Consider the following 16,816-nt stretch of genomic DNA (forward strand, 5'->3'; position numbering starts at 1 on the left):
AGATGGGTTTCAAGCTGGCAGCCTGCGCCGAAATGCTCTGGCAGGACAGACCCATCACCTGGCGGGCTGCGCGCCTCACGGAGATGGGCCTTGGCGTCGGTCTGTGGAACTGGCCGGATCACGACCTCGACCGCCTTGCGGCGACGGGGGCGGATTTCACCATCATGAACGGTTACCTCACCGGGCGCCTGGCGGATGGCGAAGGCGCCGAGGCATTGCTGGCCAGCGCGCGAGAGTCCGCGCAGGCTGGCAAGCGTCTGGGCATCGAGAGGCTGAACCTGCATGGCACGGGGCTGGGCGAGGGCGGCATTCCGATCCCGCGTCGCGGCAGCTTTGCTCCGGGGATGGAGCAGCGCGCCCGGGACACCCTCAATCGCCTGTGCGACATGGCGGAGGTCGAGGGCGTGACATTCACGCTCGAGAACCTCAACCCGATGGACCACCCCGGCTGCCCCTTCGGCAGCACGGCAGCCGTGCTGGCGCTGGTCTCCGCCGTGGATCGTCCGCAGTTGCGCATCAACCTCGACCTCTACCACACCCAGATCGGCGAGGGCGACCTGATCCGCTGGTGCGAAGCCTGCCTGCCGTGGATCGGTGAGGTTCAGGTCGCCGATAACCCCGGCCGCTGCGAGCCGGGAACCGGCGAGATCAACTATGCGGGCGTCGCCCGCGCGCTGGCGGGCATGGGCTATGACGGCCCCGTGGGCATGGAGGCTTACGCCCAGGGCGCCGCCGATGACGCGCTCGCCGCATTTCGCGCCGCCTTCACTCTGCCGAGGCAGGCGTGGGGTGACCGCAGGCCAGCGCCCCCCTGATGCGGTCGGACACCGGAGGACACGCCAAGTACCACAACCGTCCTCACGTCGAGGACATCCGGGCCATGAAGAAGCGCAGCGAAAAGATCTCTGTGCTCTTCATCACCACCCCGGAGGAAGCCCCCGCCGCCAGCGTGGCAGGCCTTTCGGCGCGCTTTGACCGTGTCCGGGGGAGGTGTGCCCTCACCGCCGGACGGAGCCGCGCCAGATCATCCCGACCGGCAGGGTTATGCGGCGCGGAGTGGTATCTTCGTCCACAGGTTCTGGCGTCAGGGAGGCGACCGCTGCGCGGGCGATCTCCTCAACCGGTTGGCGGAAGGTCGTGAGCGCGTAGGCCTCCCATCCGGCCTGCGGGATGTCGTCGAACCCGATCACCGAAACGTCGCCCGGCACATCCAGACGCAACCGCGTGCGCGCGGCGTCCATCACGCCGCAGGCAATCAGATCCGTGGTACAAAAGATGCCGTCGGGCCGGTCGGGGCGGGTCAGCAGGTGCGTCCCGAGGTCCAGCCCCGTCTGGTAGGACGTGGCGCCGGAGGCCGTGTCGAGGATGGCAACGCCCGCTGCCGCCGCCGCGTCCCGAAAGCCACGCGCGCGTCCTTCGAGGCTGGGCGTCCCGGCGCGCGAGTTGACCAGCGCGAGCCGTCGACAACCGGCGGCGGAGAGCGCGGCAAATGCCTGACGGCCGGCGTTCGCGTCGTCTAGCCGTATCATCAGCGTGCCGGGCCGCGCTTCGTCGCGGTTGATCAACACGAGCTGCATTCCGTTCCTCAGGCAGGTCTCCGTGAGCGAACTGTCAGGCATCCCCGACAGAACGATGGCGGCGTCCGTGCGATAGGCGATAGCCTTTCGCAGGGCCTGCGCCACGCTGTCGTCGGACCGATCGGTGTTGATCAGGAGCCCGACTTTGCCCGCTGCCTGCAGCCGTTCCGTCAGGGCGGCCAGCAGCGCGGTTCGGTAGGGGGTGTTCACCTCCGCCGCGATCAGCGCCACGAGGCCGGTGTTGGCAGTGATCAACCCCCGCGCGAGGTGGTTCACCTGATAACCCAGTTGCTTTGCAGCAGCCTCGATCCGGGCGCGGGTGTCCTTCGCCACAGAGGCACCGGGTGTGAAGGCGCGCGACACGGCCGTGCGCGACACCCCGGCCAGTTCGGCCACATCGCGCGCACTCACCTGTCGCTTCGCCATATTCATGCAATCCTGTGCAGTGCCATTACTTCGCTATCGCAACATAGTTTCGTGAAGATTTATTGACAACAACCGAATCTCTGGCCACGCTAATGCACAGGTGTGCAAAACGCCGTATCCCGGCAATGCCCGGGGCAAGGGAGGATAGGATGACAACATTGAAAAACGCCCTTCTGGGCTGCGTGGCCCTGCTGCCGGTGTCTGCCGCCGCGGGAGAATTGAACCTGATCTGTTCGGCCGACGTGGTGATCTGCGAAAAGCTTGTCAGCGAATTCGAGGCCAGCCATTCCGACATCGACGTGAACATGGTGCGGCTCAGCTCCGGCGAGGCATACGCCAAGATCCGTGCCGAAGCGCGCAACCCGCAGACAGACCTGTGGTGGGGCGGTACCGGCGACCCGCATCTGCAGGCTGCCGCCGACGGGCTGAGCATGGAATACAAGTCCCCCATGCTGGACAAGCTGCAGGACTGGGCGCAGATGCAGGCGAAGACCTCGGACTACCACACGGTCGGCGTCTATTCAGGCGCGCTCGGCTGGGGCTTCAACACGAAGATCTTCGAAGAGAAGGGCATCAAGGCGCCGCAATGCTGGTCCGACCTGCTCGACCCCGCGCTGAAGGGCGAGATCCAGATCGCTGACCCGAATTCCTCGGGGACTGCCTATACCACGCTGGCAACGCTGGTGCAGATCATGGGCGAGGACGAGGCCTTCGACTTCCTCAGGAAGATGCACGCCAACGTTTCGCAGTACACGAAATCCGGCTCTGCCCCGGTGAAGGCCGCAGCGCGCGGGGAAACCGGCCTTGGCATCGTGTTCCAACACGACGCCGTGGCGCAGGCCGTGGAGGGTTTCCCGGTTGAGGTCGGTTCCCCTTGCGAGGGCACAGGCTACGAAATCGGGTCGATGTCCATGATCGAGGGCACGCAGAACGAGGAGGAGGCAAAGGTCTTCTACGATTGGGTTCTGACGTCGGAGGTGCAGGGCATGATGCCGGAGGCCGGGTCGTTCCAGATCCCGTCGAACGCCTCCGCCAAGGCCCCGAAGGAAGCGCCCGATCTGTCGAAGATCAAGCTGATCGACTACGACTTTGCCGAGTACGGCAGCGCGGAGCGGCGCAAGGCCCTGCTGGCGCGCTGGGACAAGGAAGTCGGCAGCCTGCCGCTGCAGTGATGTCGCAAGGTTCCTGACAAGGGTGCGCCCGTGCGTGGCGCACCCGACTGATTTTCGGACAAGACGATGAACAAGGATAACCGCAGGCTCGACCTGATCCTCGCGGCAGGGTTTTTTGCGCTGCTGGTATTGCCGTGGTACCGCGTGCGACGTGGGTTCTTCGGCCTCGATTGGCTAAGCGATCTCCCCGGGTCCGAGACGCTTTGGCCCGGGCTTTTTCAGGCGTTGGCCGGGCGCTGGCAGCTCTGGCCGGTGCTGGCGCTGGTGGCGCTGGCGGTCGCCCTGCGGCTGACGCGCGCGCCGGGGCCGCGGCGGGGCAGGGCGCTGGTGGGCATCGGCCTCGCGGGCCTTTGCTGGCTGGCGGTCGAAGGCCTCTCCATCGGGCTGCGCGGCTGGAACTGGGGCGTTCTGGAGACCGTCTTTGGCCCGGTTGTCGGGCAACAGGCCTTTGGTGCGGGGGCGGTGCTTCTGGGGGCCATATTCGCGCTCATCTCGGCTTTTGGCGCGGCAGAGCGCGGAGCGCTGAAAGGCGACGCCTTCGTGCTGGGCGCGATCACGCTGCTGGTTTTGCTCGTCGGCGTCTTCGTCTTCTATCCACTCTTGTCAATGTTCACCGGCGCCTTTCAGGATTTCGATGGCTCTTTCACGACCGAAGGCGTGCGCGGCAGTATCTTCGATCCCAAGATCTGGTCGCTGGGCTGTCTGACCGGGGGTAACTGCGGCGTGGCGTGGCGGACCTTCTTCCTCGCGCTCTGCACCGCGACGGGGACCACGCTGATGGGGCTGATCTTTGCCCTCGTCGCCACCCGCACCGGGTTCCGGTTCAAACGCGCGCTGCGCCTGCTGACCGTCCTGCCAATCATCACGCCGCCCTTCGTGGTCGGCCTTGCGCTGACCATGCTGCTGGGCCGATCCGGCACGTTGACGCAATGGATCGAGGCCGCGACAGGCTGGGAACTGGGCCGCTGGCTTTATGGCCTGACCGGGATCTGGATCGCCCAGATGCTGTCCTTCACACCGATTTCCTTCCTCGTGCTGATCGGCGTGGTCGAAGGCATTTCGCCCTCGATGGAGGAAGCCTCGCAGACGCTGCGCTCCGACCGCTGGCGGACCTTCCGCAAGGTGTCGCTGCCGCTGATGGCGCCGGGGCTGGCCAATGCCTTTCTGATCGGCTTCATCGAGTCGATGGCCGATTTCGGCAACCCGCTGGTGCTGGGCGGCTCGGGCGGGGTGCTGTCGACCGAGATATTCTTTGCCGTGGTCGGTGCCCAGAACGACCCCACCCGCGCCGCCGTGCTGGCCAGCGTGCTGCTGGTCTTCACCCTCTCGGCTTTCCTCGCGCAACGGTTCTGGCTCGCGGGGCGCAACTTTGCCACGGTCACCGGCAAGGGCGACGGCGGGCGCCACGCCAGCCTGCCGCGCCGCGTCGCATGGCCCGTTATCACGATGGCCGTGGGCTGGGGGCTCTTTACCGTCACAGTCTACGCGATGATTCTCTTCGGCGGTTTCGTAAAGGTCTGGGGCCTCGACCATTCACTGACGCTCGACCATTACGCGCGCGCCTTCGGGGTCTCGTTCGCGGAGGGCTGGCAATGGACGGGTGTCGCATGGGACAGCTTCTGGACGACGATGAAGATCGCACTGATCGCGGCCCCCCTGACCGCCGCTGTGGGGTTGCTGACCGCATGGCTGATCGTGCGGCAGCGTTTCCCGGGGCGGTCGGTCTTTGAATTCGCGCTGATGATGAGCTTTGCCATCCCCGGCACCGTCATTGGCATCAGCTACATCATGGCCTTCAACCTGCCGCCGCTGCAGATGACCGGCACGGCGGCGATCCTCATCGCCTGCTTTGTCTTCCGCAACATGCCGGTGGGCGTGCGCGGCGGCGTGGCGGCGATGGCGCAGCTCGACGGGTCGCTCGACGAGGCCTCGCTCACGCTGGGCGCGGGTTCGGGACGGACCATGCGCCGGGTGATCCTGCCGCTGATGCGCCCCGCGATCCTCGCCGCCCTGGTCTATAGCTTCGTGCGGGCGATCACTTCCATTTCGGCGGTGATCTTCCTCGTCAGCGCGAAATACAACATGGCGACGGCCTATATCGTGGGCCTCGTCGAGAACGGCGAATACGGCATCGCCATAGCCTATTCTTCGGTCCTAATCCTCGTGATGATCACCGTCATAGGCGGCTTCCAGCTGCTGGTGGGGGAACGACGGATAGGACGGCGCGAGGTGCAGGCAGAGGCCGCAACACGGGAATCCCTGGCATGAGATACAAAGGCGCGGTGGAATTCCGCAACGTGGTCAAGAAGTTCGGGCAGTTCACGGCAATCCCGGACCTGTCGCTGAGCATCGAGCCCGGGGAGTTGGTGACGCTGCTTGGCCCTTCGGGCTGCGGCAAGACGACGACGCTGAGGATGCTCGCAGGTCTTGAAGGACCCACCGGAGGGCAGATCCTCATAGGCGGGCAGGAGGTCACCCGGTTGCCCGCCGACCGGCGCGACGTGTCGATGGTGTTCCAGAGCTACGCGCTGTTTCCGCACATGACGGTGGCGCAGAACGTGGCCTATGGGCTTGAATCCGGCGGCATGAAACCCGCCGAGGCACGCGAGCGTGCCGCCGAGGGTCTCGTATTGGTGGGGCTGGAGGGTTTGGGCGCGCGCCTGCCCGCAGAGTTGTCCGGCGGTCAGCAGCAGCGCGTCGCGGTGGCCCGTGCGCTGGTGCTGGAGCCACAAGTGCTTCTGCTGGACGAGCCGCTTTCGAACCTTGACGCGCGCCTGCGCCGCCGCGTGCGCACGGAAATTCGCGAATTGCAGCAAAGGCTGGGGTTTACAGCCGTCTACGTCACCCACGATCAGGAGGAAGCGCTCGCCGTCTCTGACCGGATCGTGGTGATGAAGAACGGTGTCGTGGCCCAGGTCGGCAGCCCGCGCGAACTGTACGAAGCGCCGGCGTCGGAGTTCATCGCCGACTTCATCGGAGAGGCGAATGTGGTCGGCGGTGAGGTGCTTTCGGTCGAGGGCGGAATCGCGCGGGTCGACCTTGGCGGTGCGATTCTGGCGTTGCCGGCGCGCGGCCTGCGCGAAGGCCCGGCGCGGCTGGCAATGCGTTCGAATGCGGCGCGGGTCAGGACGGCGGGCGCGGGCGTGCCGGGGCGGGTGGCCTCTTCGGCCTACCTCGGGGACCACGTCGAATACGAAATCGATGGTCCGCTGGGTCGGGTCTTTGTCGTCGATGACGAAAGCGACACGCCGCTGCCTGTGGGCACGGAGGTCGTATTGGACCTGCGCCCGCGCGGGCTGGCGCTGATCCCGGAGGGGGTGTGATGGATCTGAGCAAACGCCTGGAGGTCGCAGAAATGGTGGCGCAGGAGGCGGGCGCACTGGCACTCGACTTCTTCCACCGCCGCGACGCGCTGCAGATCGAGACAAAGCGCCACGTGACCGACCTCGTTTCCGAAGCCGACCGCACCGTGGAAACCCTGATCCGTGAGGCGCTGGCCCGCGCGTTCCCGGAGGACGCGCAACTGGGCGAGGAGCATGGGCTGTCGGAGGGCTCTTCGGGCTTTATCTGGGTGATCGACCCGATCGACGGCACCGCGCCTTACCTCAATGGTCTGCCGGGCTGGTGCGTCTCCATCGGTGGGCTTGACGCCGACGGCCCCGCGCTGGGGGTGATCGTCGCGCCGGTGCTGGGCGAGACCTTTGTCGCCGCGCGGGGCATGGGGGCGACGCTCAACGGGGCTTCGATCCGGGTGGTGCCGGGCGATTTGCGCTCCGGGATGCTGGGGGTCGGGGCGAACGACCGTGTGGCGTCGGACAGGGTGGGGCGGATGCTGGCCGACCTGATGAAGGCGGGTTCGTCATGGACGCGCTACGGATCGGGTGCGCTGATGCTGGCCTGGGTCGCGGCGGGGCGGTTGGTGGGCTATGCCGAGCCGCGCATGTCGGCGTGGGACTGCATGGCGGCCTATGCGCTGATCCTGGAGGCCGGAGGACGCGTGCTGTCCTTCCCGACAGGCGCCGCTCTGGCGCGGCCCGCGCCGGTCATGGGCGCGGGTCCCGGCACCTTCGAGGAATTGTCGGCGCTCTGCGCCTTCGGCACGTCGGAGGCGTGGTAGCGCGCAGCCTCTCAGGCGCGCCGCCCGTCCGGGCCAAAGCGCATCTCGCGGTCCACGTCCCAGTCCAGCGACACTTCGGCGCCTTCCTCCGGGATCGGCTCGCCCGCGTCCTGCCGAACGGTCAGAAGCCCGCCATTGGGACCGCGCAGGTGCACCAGCGTCTCTGCCCCCAGTGCCTCTGAATAGGCGGCGCGGGCGGTCAGCTGGCCGCTGGGCGCAAGCCGCACGTGTTCTGGGCGGATGCCGATCTGGCCGTCACCGCTCTGGCCCAGCATGGCGGGGGCGAGGAAGTTCGTCGGCGGTGAGCCGATGAACCCGGCCACAAAAGCTGTCTGAGGGTTCGCGTAGACCTCCAGCGGCGCGCCGATCTGGTCCGCCACTCCGCCGTTCATCACGATCATGCGGTCGGCCAGAGTCATCGCCTCAACCTGATCGTGCGTCACATAAAGCGACGTCACACCAAGGTCGCGCTGCAAGGTCTTGATCTCCAGCCGCATCTGCACGCGCAGCTTCGCGTCGAGGTTCGACAGCGGTTCGTCGAAGAGGAACACCGCCGGTTTGCGCACGATGGCGCGGCCCATGGCGACGCGCTGGCGCTGGCCGCCGGACAGTTCGCGCGGCCTGCGCTGAAGGTAGGGTTCCAGCTGCAGCATCTTCGCCGCCTGGGCGACGCGGGCCTCGATCTCGGGCTTCGGCGTCTTCGCGATCTTCAGCCCATAGGCCATGTTGTCGAAGACCGACATGTGCGGATAAAGCGCGTAATTCTGGAAAACCATGGCGATGTCGCGGTCCATGGGTTCGACGCCGTTGACGACGCGGCCGTCGATACTGACCGTGCCAGAGGTGACCGTCTCCAGCCCGGCCACCATGCGCAACAGCGTGGACTTGCCACAGCCAGAAGGGCCGACGATGACGATGAATTCGCCGTCCTTCACGTCGATATCGACGCCGTGGATCACCTCCGTCGGGCCGAAGGACTTGCGGACGTTCTCGAGGGTTAGGCTGGCCATGTAAGATCTTTCCTGTGCCGTATTCCGGTATTGAGGGCAACGCTGATCATGCGGAGCGCGCGGCGCGGCTGCGCCATGTCCGCAGCGTCAACTTTCTGCTGCGCCCGAAATGTCTTGCGTTCCGCCCTCCGGCACGCCGGGCAGCCCCATGCCGAAGGCATGCTTGCGGCATGACCTGCCCCCCCGGGCGGGGGCGGCCCGGCGTGCTCATGACCAGACCGCTCACTTCTCGCTCTCCACCAGGCCGCGGATGAAAAGCTTCTGCATCCCGATCACCACGAGCACCGGCGGGATCATGGCAAGGATCGAGGTCGCCATGATAACCGGCCAGTCGGCGAGGTCGTCGCCGGAGGGGAACATCTGCTTGATCCCCATGACGATGGTGTTCATCGACGGGTCCGTGGTGATCAGCAACGGCCAGAGATACTGGTTCCAGCCGTAGATGAAGAGGATCACGAACAGAGCCGCGATATTGGTGCGGCTCATCGGCAGGAGGATGTCGACGAAGAAGCGCATCGGCTGGGCGCCGTCGACGCGCGCGGCCTCCGCTAATTCGTCCGGCACGGTCATGAAGAACTGCCGGAAGAGGAAGGTCGCCGTGGCCGAGGCCACCAACGGCAGGATCAGCCCGCCGTAGCTGTTCAGCATCCCGAAGTTGGCGGCGACCTCGTAGGTCGGCACGATGCGCACCTCGACCGGCAGCATCAGCGTCAGGAAGATCAGCCAGAAGAACAGGTGCCGACCGGGAAACCGGAAGTAGACGATGGCGAAGGCCGACAGAAGCGAGATCGCGATCTTGCCCACCGCGATGCCGATGGCCATGACCGCCGAGTTGAACAGCATCAGCGCCACCGGCGCGTTGATCCCCGAGGTCAGTGCCTTCGAATAGTTCTGCCACAGGTGGCCGCCGGGCAGGAGCGGCATCGGCGGGCGGGCGATTTCCGGCTGGGTGACGGTGGAGGCCACGAAGGCCAGCCAGATCGGGAAGAAGATGAAGAGGACGCCAAGGATCAGCCCCGCATGGGTCAGCCAATGCCCCGCGCCGCGCTTCTCGACCATGCCGTTTTGCTGCGCCATCAGTAATGCACCCTCCGCTCGACGAACTTGAACTGGACGATGGTGAGGATCGAGACCACCACCAGCAGGATCACCGACTGTGCCGCCGAAGACCCGAGATCCTGCCCGACGAAACCGTCGGCATAGACCTTGTAGACGAGAATTGTGGTCGATTGCTGCGGCCCGCCCGCCGTGATCGTATGGATCACGCCAAAGGTCTCGAAGAAGGCGTAGATGATGTTCACTACCAGCAGAAAGAAGGTCGTGGGCGACAAGAGCGGCCAGACGATGGTGCGGAACCGGGTCCAGAAACGCGCGCCGTCGATGGCGGCCGCCTCGATCACGCTGCGCGGTATGGCCTGCAGCCCGGCGAGGAAGAACAGGAAGTTGTAGCTGATCCGCCCCCAGGCGGAGGCGACGACCACGAGGCCCATCGCCTCTGTCCCGTTCAGGACGTGGTTCCAGTCGTAGCCTAGCTGGCCGAGGTACCAAGTTACCACGCCTACGCGGGTGTTGAACATGAACATCCACAGCACACCGGCCACGGCGGGTGCCACGGCATACGGCCAGATCAGCAGGGTGCGATAGGCGCCCGATCCCTTGATCAGCCGGTCCGCCAGCACGGCCAGAACCAGAGCCACGCCCATCGACACCACCGTGACCAGCACGGAGAAGACCGCCGTCGTGACAAAGGACGCCCGGTAGTAGGGATCTGACAGCAGGTACTCGAAGTTGCCCAGGCCCACCCATTGCATCGACAGGCCGAAGGGATCGGGGATGAACAGCGACTGCCAGACCGCCTGGCCCGCCGGGTAGAAGAAGAACACGGCGGTGATCACCAGCTGCGGCAACACCAGCAGGAGCGGCAGCCAGACCCCTTTGAAGGTAACGCGTTTTTCCATCAGTTCTTGACTCCGGTACTACTGGGTCGCGACCTTACCGGGTCGCACCTTGTGGTGCAGTCCCATGCGCGAGGATGTTGCCATGACGGTCAAGATGTCCATCTCCCTGACCGACCAGCAGGCCGCCTATGCACCCAGGCAGGTCGAAGAGGGCCGCTTTCCGTCCACCTCGGCGGTGATCCAGCAGGCGCTGGAAGCCAAGCGCCGCGAGGACGAGGAGTACGAGGCGTGGAGGGCCGGTTTCTTCGAGGAACTGAAACGCCGCGCCGAGGGGCCGTATGTGTCGGCGGAGGAGTTCGGCGTGATGGTCGAGGAGATGCTCGAAGAAGAACGGGCGCGTCTTGGCCTGGAAGGTTGACGTCTCGCGCACGGCCCGAGAGGATCTTCGGACCATCTACCGCCATCTCGTGAACGTGCAGCATACGCAGTTCGGTCATGGCCTTGCGGCGGCGGAGAAGCTGGCCACCGACCGATTGGCGACGATTCGCAGGAACGCGTAACGCCTGGCTCGCGCGCCGTTTCGCGGCACGCATCACGACCTCGGCAGTTCGCACTGTCAGCACGTCACCAAAGACCGCGCAATCTACTGGTTCACGCTGAACGAGGCGGCAGAGGTGCTGCGCGTTGAGGCGATATTCTTCGGCGGGCAGGATCATGCGGGCAGGATGTTCGCTCGGTTGACGGTGGAGGATGAGGGAGAGGCCCGCTAGGGCCCCTCCCGGAGAGTTCAGCGCGCGGCCTGCTCGAAGCGGCGCAGCAGCGGATTGCCACGCTCGACGGCGGAATCCATCGCTTCCTGTGCGGTCTTGTCGCCTGCCCAAACGGCCTCCAGTTCCTCGTCGATGATCGTGCGGATCTGGTCGAAGGACCCGAGGCGCAGGCCCTTGGAGTTCTCGGTCGGCTCGTGGGCGGTCATCTGCTTCACCGCGACATCGGTGCCGGGGTTCGCCTCGTAGAAGCCCTGTTCGCGCGTCAGGTCCGCTGCGGCCTGCGTGATCGGCAGGTAGCCGGTATCCTGGTGCCACCTGGCCTGGATCTCCGGCGAAGAGAGGAAGTTCAGGAACTCCGCCACACCGGCGTATTCCTCGTCGGACTGGCCTTCCATGACCCACAGAGACGCGCCGCCGATGATGGTGTTCTGCGGCGTCTCGGTCAGCGCCGCCCAGTAGGGCAGCGGGCGCACGCCAAAGTCGAAGTCGGCCTCTGCCTTGATGCCGGCGTAGCCGGCGGAGCTTTCGGTGAACAGGGCGCATTCGCCGCCGCGGAAGTTGGCGCCGCCCTCGTTGCGGCGACCGGCGTAGACGAACTTGCCGTCCTTCGCCCAGTCCCCCATGGCCTGGATGTGCTTGACCTGCGGCTCGGCGTTGAAGACGAGCTCCGTGTCGGTTCCCTCGAAACCGTTAGCCTTCGTGGCGAATGGCACATCGTGGTAGGCGGAAAAGTTCTCCAGGTGGATCCAGCTCTGCCATGCGGTGGTCATGGGGCAGGACACGCCCGCGTCCTTCAGCTGCGTCAGCACGTCGCTCACCTGTTCCCAGGTCGACAGGTCCACGTCGGCGTCGATGCCTGCTTCGGTCAGCATGTCGCGGTTGACCCACAGCACCGGTGTGGAGGAGTTGAAGGGCAGCGACAGCATGTTGCCGTCGGCAGAGGTGTAGTAGCCCTTGACCGCGCCGATGTACTGCGACTGGTCGAAACCGTCGCCCATCACTTCGAAGACCGGCTTTATGGCGCCCTTGGCGCCCATCATCGTGGCGGTGCCCACTTCGAAGACCATCAGGATGTCGGGCTGCTCGCCCGCGCGGAAGGCCGCGATGCCGGCGTTCAGCGTTTCGGAATAGTTGCCCTTGTGGGTGGCGACGACCGTGTAGTCGGACTGGCCTTCGTTGAAGGTCTTGACCTGTTCGTCGACCAGTTCGCCGAGGCGGCCGGTGAAGGCGTGCCAGAACTGGATTTCAGTCTGCGCCATGGCGGGCGCGGCCGAAAGGATGGCGGCAGAGGCCATCAGGATCCGGGACAGTTTCATGGGGATTCTCCTCCGAGTCGGTTGGGTAAGAAGGACGGTTTCACCGTCCGGAACAGGCGCGTTGTGCCCGCGCTTGATGAAAGCCGTGTGACGGTTCATGGCCGCGTCACGATGACGTTGGGGACGATACCCGCGGTCTGGATCGCGGCATGGGCATCCCCCTCCGCAAAGAAGCCGTAGCCCGCCACCAGCGCCGAATGGATGCCGGCCGCCTGCGCGCCGAGGATGTCGGTATGCAGGCTGTCGCCCACCATCAGGATGCGGTGCTTTGGCGGCATGGGGGCAAGGCGGGTAAACGCCAGGTCGAAAATGTTGCCGAAGGGCTTGCCGAAGAATTCCGGCACCACGCCGGTGCGATCCGCCAACCGATGCGCGAAATGCCCCGGCTCGATGGAGAACCCGGTTTCGCGTGGGGCGACGATGTCGGGATTGCCCACCAGAACCGGGCGCGGCCGGGCGGTCAGCGCATCCTCCAGCAGGGTCTGGCGTTCCTCCGTCCACGCGGCAGAGCCGATCATCAGCACGCCGTCCACCTGCGCATAAGGCGCCGGGTCCTCCTCGAGGTAGGTCAGGTCCAACCCTTCGAGGTCGCGCAGCCCCGTGGCGCGGGTGGCCATAAGCCCCCAGTGCAGCCCCTCGCGGCCCTTCAGCCCTTCCAGCAGCGTGCGGCGGCTGGTGACCACGTCCTCCGCCGCGAAGTCGTATCCGAGGCGGGTATATTTCTCCATCAGCGCCGCGTGCGGAAAGCCCGCCGCGTTCGAGACGATCAGCACCCGCTTGCCGAGGGCGCGCAGGTCACTGATCCGCTCCGCCACGCCCTCGATCGCGGTTTCACCGATGTTCAGCACACCGAAGGCATCCAGCAGGAAGGCGTCGTAAACCGCAGCGACATCCGCCAGCGTGCGTGCAATGATGGACGAGGCCCCCTGCGCCACCGTCCCGGGCAGGCGGTGGCGCACCGTTTCGTAGGCGGCAAAAGCCGTCTCCAGCGACATGCTCAAATGATCGCTCCCCTGACTTTGGCCGATACCCATTCAGAGATCACCACGGCGGCGAGGATCACCAGCAGGATCAGCGAGACCTGCGGCCAGGCCAGCACGTTCAGCGAGCTTTGCAGCTGCAACCCGATGCCGCCCGCGCCGACGAGCCCCAACACCGTGCTCTCGCGAATGTTGATGTCCCAGCGGAACACCGCGACGCCCGCCAGCGCGGGCAGGATCTGCGGCACGATGCCGTAAACCATGACCTGCCAGCGCGAGGCGCCGGTGGCGGTGATCGCCTCCACCTGGCTATGGTCGATCTCCTCGATGGCCTCATAGATCAGCTTTGCGCAGAAGCCGACCGAGCGGATGGCGATGGCAACCACCCCGGCAAAGACCCCCGGCCCGATGATGGCGATCAGCAGCAGCGCCCAGATCAGCGAGTTGATCGAGCGCGTCGAGACGATCACCAGCAGCGCCAGCGGGCGCGCCGCCAGCCGCGACGGCGTGGTATTGCGTGCCGCCAGAAAGGCCACCGGGATGGCCAGCACCAGCGCGATCAGCGTGCCCAGTGTGGCGATGTTCAACGTGTCCCAGATCGGGCGGCCGAGCTGGGCGATGTATTCCCAGCGCGGCGGCGTGGCGCGGTCCCAGATGTCGCCCGCGATGCGCGGCGCGTCCCAGACGAAAAACCACGTCGTCGCCTCCGAGATCCGCTGCCAGCAGAAGACAAAGACCGCCAGCCCGATGAGCCAGCCGATCCAGTGCACGAGGCTCTGCTTTGTGGTGCGGCGATGCCAGACCTGCTGGCCGTTTTCAGAAAGCACCGGCATCACTGAACCCTCGCGCGGATCACGCCGGAGAGGTACTCCAGCCCCATGACGATCCCGATGATCAGGATCAGGATCGCAGCCGCCGTGTCATATTCGTAGCGATCAAATGCGGTGTTCAACGTCGCCCCGATACCGCCCGCGCCGACCAGCCCGAGGATGGCGCTTTCGCGGAAGTTGATGTCGATGCGGTACATCGACAGTCCCACAAGGCGCGGCATCACCTGCGGCTGCACGCCGTAGTTGATCCATTGCAGCCAGCGCGCGCCAGAGGCCCGGATCGCTTCCGCCTGCACGCGGTCCATGGCCTCGATGTCCTCGGCCAGCAGCTTCGACAGGAAGCCGATGGTGGCAAAACTCAGGGTCAGGAAGCCGGCCAGCGGGCCAAAGCCGAAGATCGCCACCAGCAGGATCGCCACGATGATCTCCTGCAGCGCGCGGGAAATGGCGATGATCGCACGGCAGATCACGTAGACGGGCAGGGGGGCGATATTGCGCGCCGCCCCCAGTCCGATGGGGATGGATATGGCGATCCCTACAACGGAGGCGGCCACCGTCATGATTATGCTTTCCGCCAGCCCGTCCCAGATGTCCGACCAGCGGGTCAGGAAATCCGGGTGCGTGAAGGCCAGCACGAACTGCCAGCCACGGTCGAGGCCTTCGTAGACGCGGCCCCAGTCCACCGGAATGGAGGAAACCGCAGCCACAAGGTAAAGCGCAAAGCCCGCGATCAGCCCCCAGCGCAGCGTCTTGTGGCGAATAAGCGGCGGCTTGCGCCAGCCGCGTCCCAGCATGTCGTCCAGTTCACGATGGCTCATTCCGCCGCCTCCGGCTTCCCGGCCTCTGCGTCCGGCGCAGGCGCGGATTTAATCGTCACCTCAGGGTCGGACTCGGCGTCGTCCTTCTGGATCGTCGCCTCCCAGTCCTCTTTGCCGTAGATCTCGGTCAGCTTGTCCGGGGTCAGCCCGGTCGGCCCGCCGTCGTACACGATTTCTCCGAACCGCAGGCCGACCACGCGGGGCACGAACATCTGCGCCAGCGCCACGTCGTGAATGTTGATGATCGCCGCCAGCCCGCGCTCGGCGCAAAGCTCGCAGATCAGCCGCATGATCTGGCGCGAGGTCTTGGGGTCCAGAGAAGCGGTCGGTTCGTCCACCAGCAAAAGCTTGGGCTGCTGGATCAGGGCCCGGCAGATGCCGACGCGCTGGCGCTGGCCACCGGACAGCTCGTCCGCGCGCTTGTCGGCCATGTGCAGCAGGCCAACGCGATCCAGGAGGCGGAAAGCCTCGTCGACGTCCTTCTGGGGGTAACGGCGCAGGAACGACCGCCAGAAGCCGACGTAGCCCAGCCGCCCGGACAGAACGTTCTCCATCACCGTCAGCCGTTCCACCAGAGCGTATTCCTGAAAGATCATGCCCATCTCGCGCCGTGCCCGGCGCAACGCGCCCGAGCCGAACCCGGTCAGGTCGGTGCCGTCCAGCATAACCGCGCCGGAGGTCGGTTCCACCAGTCGGTTGATGCAGCGGATCATGGTGGACTTGCCCGCGCCCGAAGGCCCGATCAACGCCAGCACCTGCCCCGAAGGCACGTCGAGATCGATGCCCTTCAGGGCCATGTCGCCCGTCTTGTATGTCTTTGTCAGTTTTTCGAGGCGAAGCATGTGCGTTCCCCATGGCGAAGGGGACGAGGCGCCCGCGCGCCCCGTCCGAAGGTGTCAGGAAGCAGGCTCACTCGCAGGCGTAGGACACGCCATTGGCGGTATCGATCTTGCGGATCACGTCCCAGAAGTCCTTGTAGTTCATCTCGATGAACTGCGCTTCGTTCGACTTGGAGAACTCTTCCTCAAGCGAAGACCCTTCCCACGGGAAGGTGAAGAACGCGTCGCGGATCTGCTCCTGCAGCTCGGGCTTGAGGTTGTAGACCACGCCGAAACCGGTAGTCGGGAAAGTCTGCGATTTGTAGATCGAGGTCACCTGATCTTCGGTGATCACCTCGCGGTCCAGCATCCGGTGCATCACCGAATTGGCTATGGCCGCCGCCGGGTAATCCTTGTTCGCGACGCCAAGGATCGAATTGTCGTGCTTGCCGGAGAAGACGGGTTCAAAGTCTTTCTCCGCCTCCATCGCGTAGTCCGCTTTCAGGATGGCCGAGGGTGCCTTGAATCCGGAGTTCGATGTCGGCGAGGTAAAGGCCATCTGCTTGCCCTTGATGTCCTCCACGCTCTCGATGCCGGAGCCGGGATAGGTGATGATCTCCATCTCGTAACCAAAGGCGCCGTCCGCGGAGGCCATGATGGTGAAGGGACGGAAGCCCGCGCAGTTCACCGCCAGAGGGTTCGACCCGGTGTTGAAGCCGGAGATATGCAGCCGGCCCGACCGCATCGCCTCGATCTGGGCGGCGTTGTTCTGCACGGGGAAGAACATCACGTCCCTGCCGGTCTTCTCTTCGAGGTAGTCGAGGAAGTCGGCCCATGCGGTCTTGTAGACGGCGGGGTCTTCGACGGGCGTGTAGGCGAACACCAGCGTTTCGGGGTCGATCCACTGGCTTCCGTCGGTGGGGATGTCGGCCACGAGGTCTCCATCGGCGTCGCAGTAGCGCGCATCGAGGTCGCCATGCGGGCAGTCCTGTGCCAGTGCCGCCGTTCCCAGAAGCGCCGCGACCGAGGCCCCGAGCATCAGTTTGACAGTCTCTTTCATCTTTCTTTCCTCCCTTTGGTGCGG

At 65.5% G+C, this 16,816-nt stretch carries 17 protein-coding genes; 7 read left to right on the forward strand and 10 right to left on the reverse strand.

The annotated features are described in order from the left end of the window. Window positions 1-2 precede the first annotated feature (2 nt). On the forward strand, window positions 3-815 hold the full coding sequence (locus J5474_RS20250; RefSeq protein ID WP_209363491.1) for a TIM barrel protein: 813 nt from the start codon (window positions 3-5) through the stop codon (window positions 813-815). Between the two features lie 183 nt (window positions 816-998). Here J5474_RS20250 and J5474_RS20255 read toward each other — a convergent pair whose 3' ends face one another. Continuing rightward, on the reverse strand, window positions 999-2,003 hold the full coding sequence (locus tag J5474_RS20255; protein ID WP_209363493.1) for a LacI family DNA-binding transcriptional regulator: 1,005 nt from the start codon (window positions 2,001-2,003) through the stop codon (window positions 999-1,001). A 149-nt stretch (window positions 2,004-2,152) separates the two neighbouring features. On the opposite strand from J5474_RS20255, the gene J5474_RS20260 reads away from it, so the two are divergent. From J5474_RS20260 to J5474_RS20275, 4 genes are all read left to right on the forward strand, one after another. After that, window positions 2,153-3,175 carry an ABC transporter substrate-binding protein gene (locus tag J5474_RS20260; RefSeq protein WP_209363495.1) on the forward strand — a complete coding sequence of 341 codons (1,023 nt, stop codon included), beginning with the start codon at window positions 2,153-2,155 and terminating at the stop codon, window positions 3,173-3,175. A 66-nt stretch (window positions 3,176-3,241) separates the two neighbouring features. Then, window positions 3,242-5,443 (forward strand): ABC transporter permease, encoded by a 2,202-nt coding sequence (locus J5474_RS20265; protein WP_209363497.1) that lies wholly within the window; start codon window positions 3,242-3,244, stop codon window positions 5,441-5,443. Continuing rightward, entirely contained in the window at window positions 5,440-6,498 is a 1,059-nt protein-coding gene (locus J5474_RS20270; protein ID WP_209363499.1) for an ABC transporter ATP-binding protein, read from the forward strand. Before J5474_RS20265 ends, J5474_RS20270 begins: the two co-directional genes overlap by 4 nt. Next, a complete protein-coding gene (locus J5474_RS20275) occupies window positions 6,498-7,292 on the forward strand; it encodes an inositol monophosphatase family protein (protein ID WP_209363501.1) in 795 nt (264 codons plus the stop codon). The genes J5474_RS20270 and J5474_RS20275 overlap by 1 nt, the downstream gene beginning before the upstream one ends. 11 nt (window positions 7,293-7,303) lie before the next feature. Here J5474_RS20275 and ugpC read toward each other — a convergent pair whose 3' ends face one another. From ugpC to ugpA, 3 genes are all read right to left on the reverse strand, one after another. Continuing rightward, window positions 7,304-8,302 (reverse strand): sn-glycerol-3-phosphate ABC transporter ATP-binding protein UgpC, encoded by a 999-nt coding sequence (ugpC, locus tag J5474_RS20280; RefSeq protein ID WP_209363503.1) that lies wholly within the window; start codon window positions 8,300-8,302, stop codon window positions 7,304-7,306. 222 nt (window positions 8,303-8,524) lie between these two features. Further along, the gene (ugpE, locus tag J5474_RS20285; protein ID WP_209363558.1) at window positions 8,525-9,361 is read right to left on the reverse strand and encodes a sn-glycerol-3-phosphate ABC transporter permease UgpE; all 837 of its coding nucleotides are present in this window, start codon (window positions 9,359-9,361) and stop codon (window positions 8,525-8,527) included. A 17-nt stretch (window positions 9,362-9,378) separates the two neighbouring features. After that, window positions 9,379-10,260 carry a sn-glycerol-3-phosphate ABC transporter permease UgpA gene (gene ugpA / locus J5474_RS20290; protein WP_209363505.1) on the reverse strand — a complete coding sequence of 294 codons (882 nt, stop codon included), beginning with the start codon at window positions 10,258-10,260 and terminating at the stop codon, window positions 9,379-9,381. 82 nt (window positions 10,261-10,342) lie between these two features. Here ugpA and J5474_RS20295 point away from each other — a divergent pair, with 82 nt between their 5' ends. Continuing rightward, window positions 10,343-10,618, forward strand: a complete 276-nt coding sequence (locus J5474_RS20295; RefSeq protein ID WP_209363507.1) for a ribbon-helix-helix domain-containing protein — start codon at window positions 10,343-10,345, stop codon at window positions 10,616-10,618. Then, on the forward strand, window positions 10,602-10,760 hold the full coding sequence (locus J5474_RS20300) for a hypothetical protein (RefSeq protein ID WP_209363509.1): 159 nt from the start codon (window positions 10,602-10,604) through the stop codon (window positions 10,758-10,760). Before J5474_RS20295 ends, J5474_RS20300 begins: the two co-directional genes overlap by 17 nt. A 227-nt stretch (window positions 10,761-10,987) precedes the next feature. Here J5474_RS20300 and ugpB read toward each other — a convergent pair whose 3' ends face one another. The 6 genes from ugpB to phnD all read right to left on the reverse strand — a co-directional run bounded on the left by ugpB (window position 10,988) and on the right by phnD (window position 16,792). Next, window positions 10,988-12,286, reverse strand: coding sequence for a sn-glycerol-3-phosphate ABC transporter substrate-binding protein UgpB (gene ugpB, locus J5474_RS20305; RefSeq protein WP_209363512.1), 1,299 nt, complete (start codon window positions 12,284-12,286; stop codon window positions 10,988-10,990). A gap of 95 nt (window positions 12,287-12,381) precedes the next feature. Next, complete coding sequence (locus tag J5474_RS20310) at window positions 12,382-13,281, reverse strand: HAD-IIA family hydrolase (protein ID WP_245216618.1); 900 nt, start codon at window positions 13,279-13,281, stop codon at window positions 12,382-12,384. 2 nt (window positions 13,282-13,283) lie between these two features. Continuing rightward, window positions 13,284-14,099 carry a phosphonate ABC transporter, permease protein PhnE gene (gene phnE / locus J5474_RS20315; protein WP_209363516.1) on the reverse strand — a complete coding sequence of 272 codons (816 nt, stop codon included), beginning with the start codon at window positions 14,097-14,099 and terminating at the stop codon, window positions 13,284-13,286. After that, window positions 14,099-14,914, reverse strand: a complete 816-nt coding sequence (gene phnE, locus J5474_RS20320; RefSeq protein ID WP_209363518.1) for a phosphonate ABC transporter, permease protein PhnE — start codon at window positions 14,912-14,914, stop codon at window positions 14,099-14,101. The genes phnE (J5474_RS20315) and phnE (J5474_RS20320) overlap by 1 nt, the downstream gene beginning before the upstream one ends. Further along, window positions 14,911-15,756: a phosphonate ABC transporter ATP-binding protein gene (gene phnC / locus J5474_RS20325; protein WP_209363520.1), complete on the reverse strand. Its 846-nt coding sequence runs from the start codon at window positions 15,754-15,756 to the stop codon at window positions 14,911-14,913. The genes phnE (J5474_RS20320) and phnC overlap by 4 nt, the downstream gene beginning before the upstream one ends. Window positions 15,757-15,823: 67 nt before the next feature. Further along, window positions 15,824-16,792: a phosphate/phosphite/phosphonate ABC transporter substrate-binding protein gene (gene phnD / locus J5474_RS20330; protein WP_209363522.1), complete on the reverse strand. Its 969-nt coding sequence runs from the start codon at window positions 16,790-16,792 to the stop codon at window positions 15,824-15,826. Between the last annotated feature and the right edge of the window lie 24 nt (window positions 16,793-16,816).

The sequence above is a fragment of the Sagittula salina genome, assembly GCF_017813235.1.
Lineage (GTDB): Bacteria > Pseudomonadota > Alphaproteobacteria > Rhodobacterales > Rhodobacteraceae > Sagittula > Sagittula salina.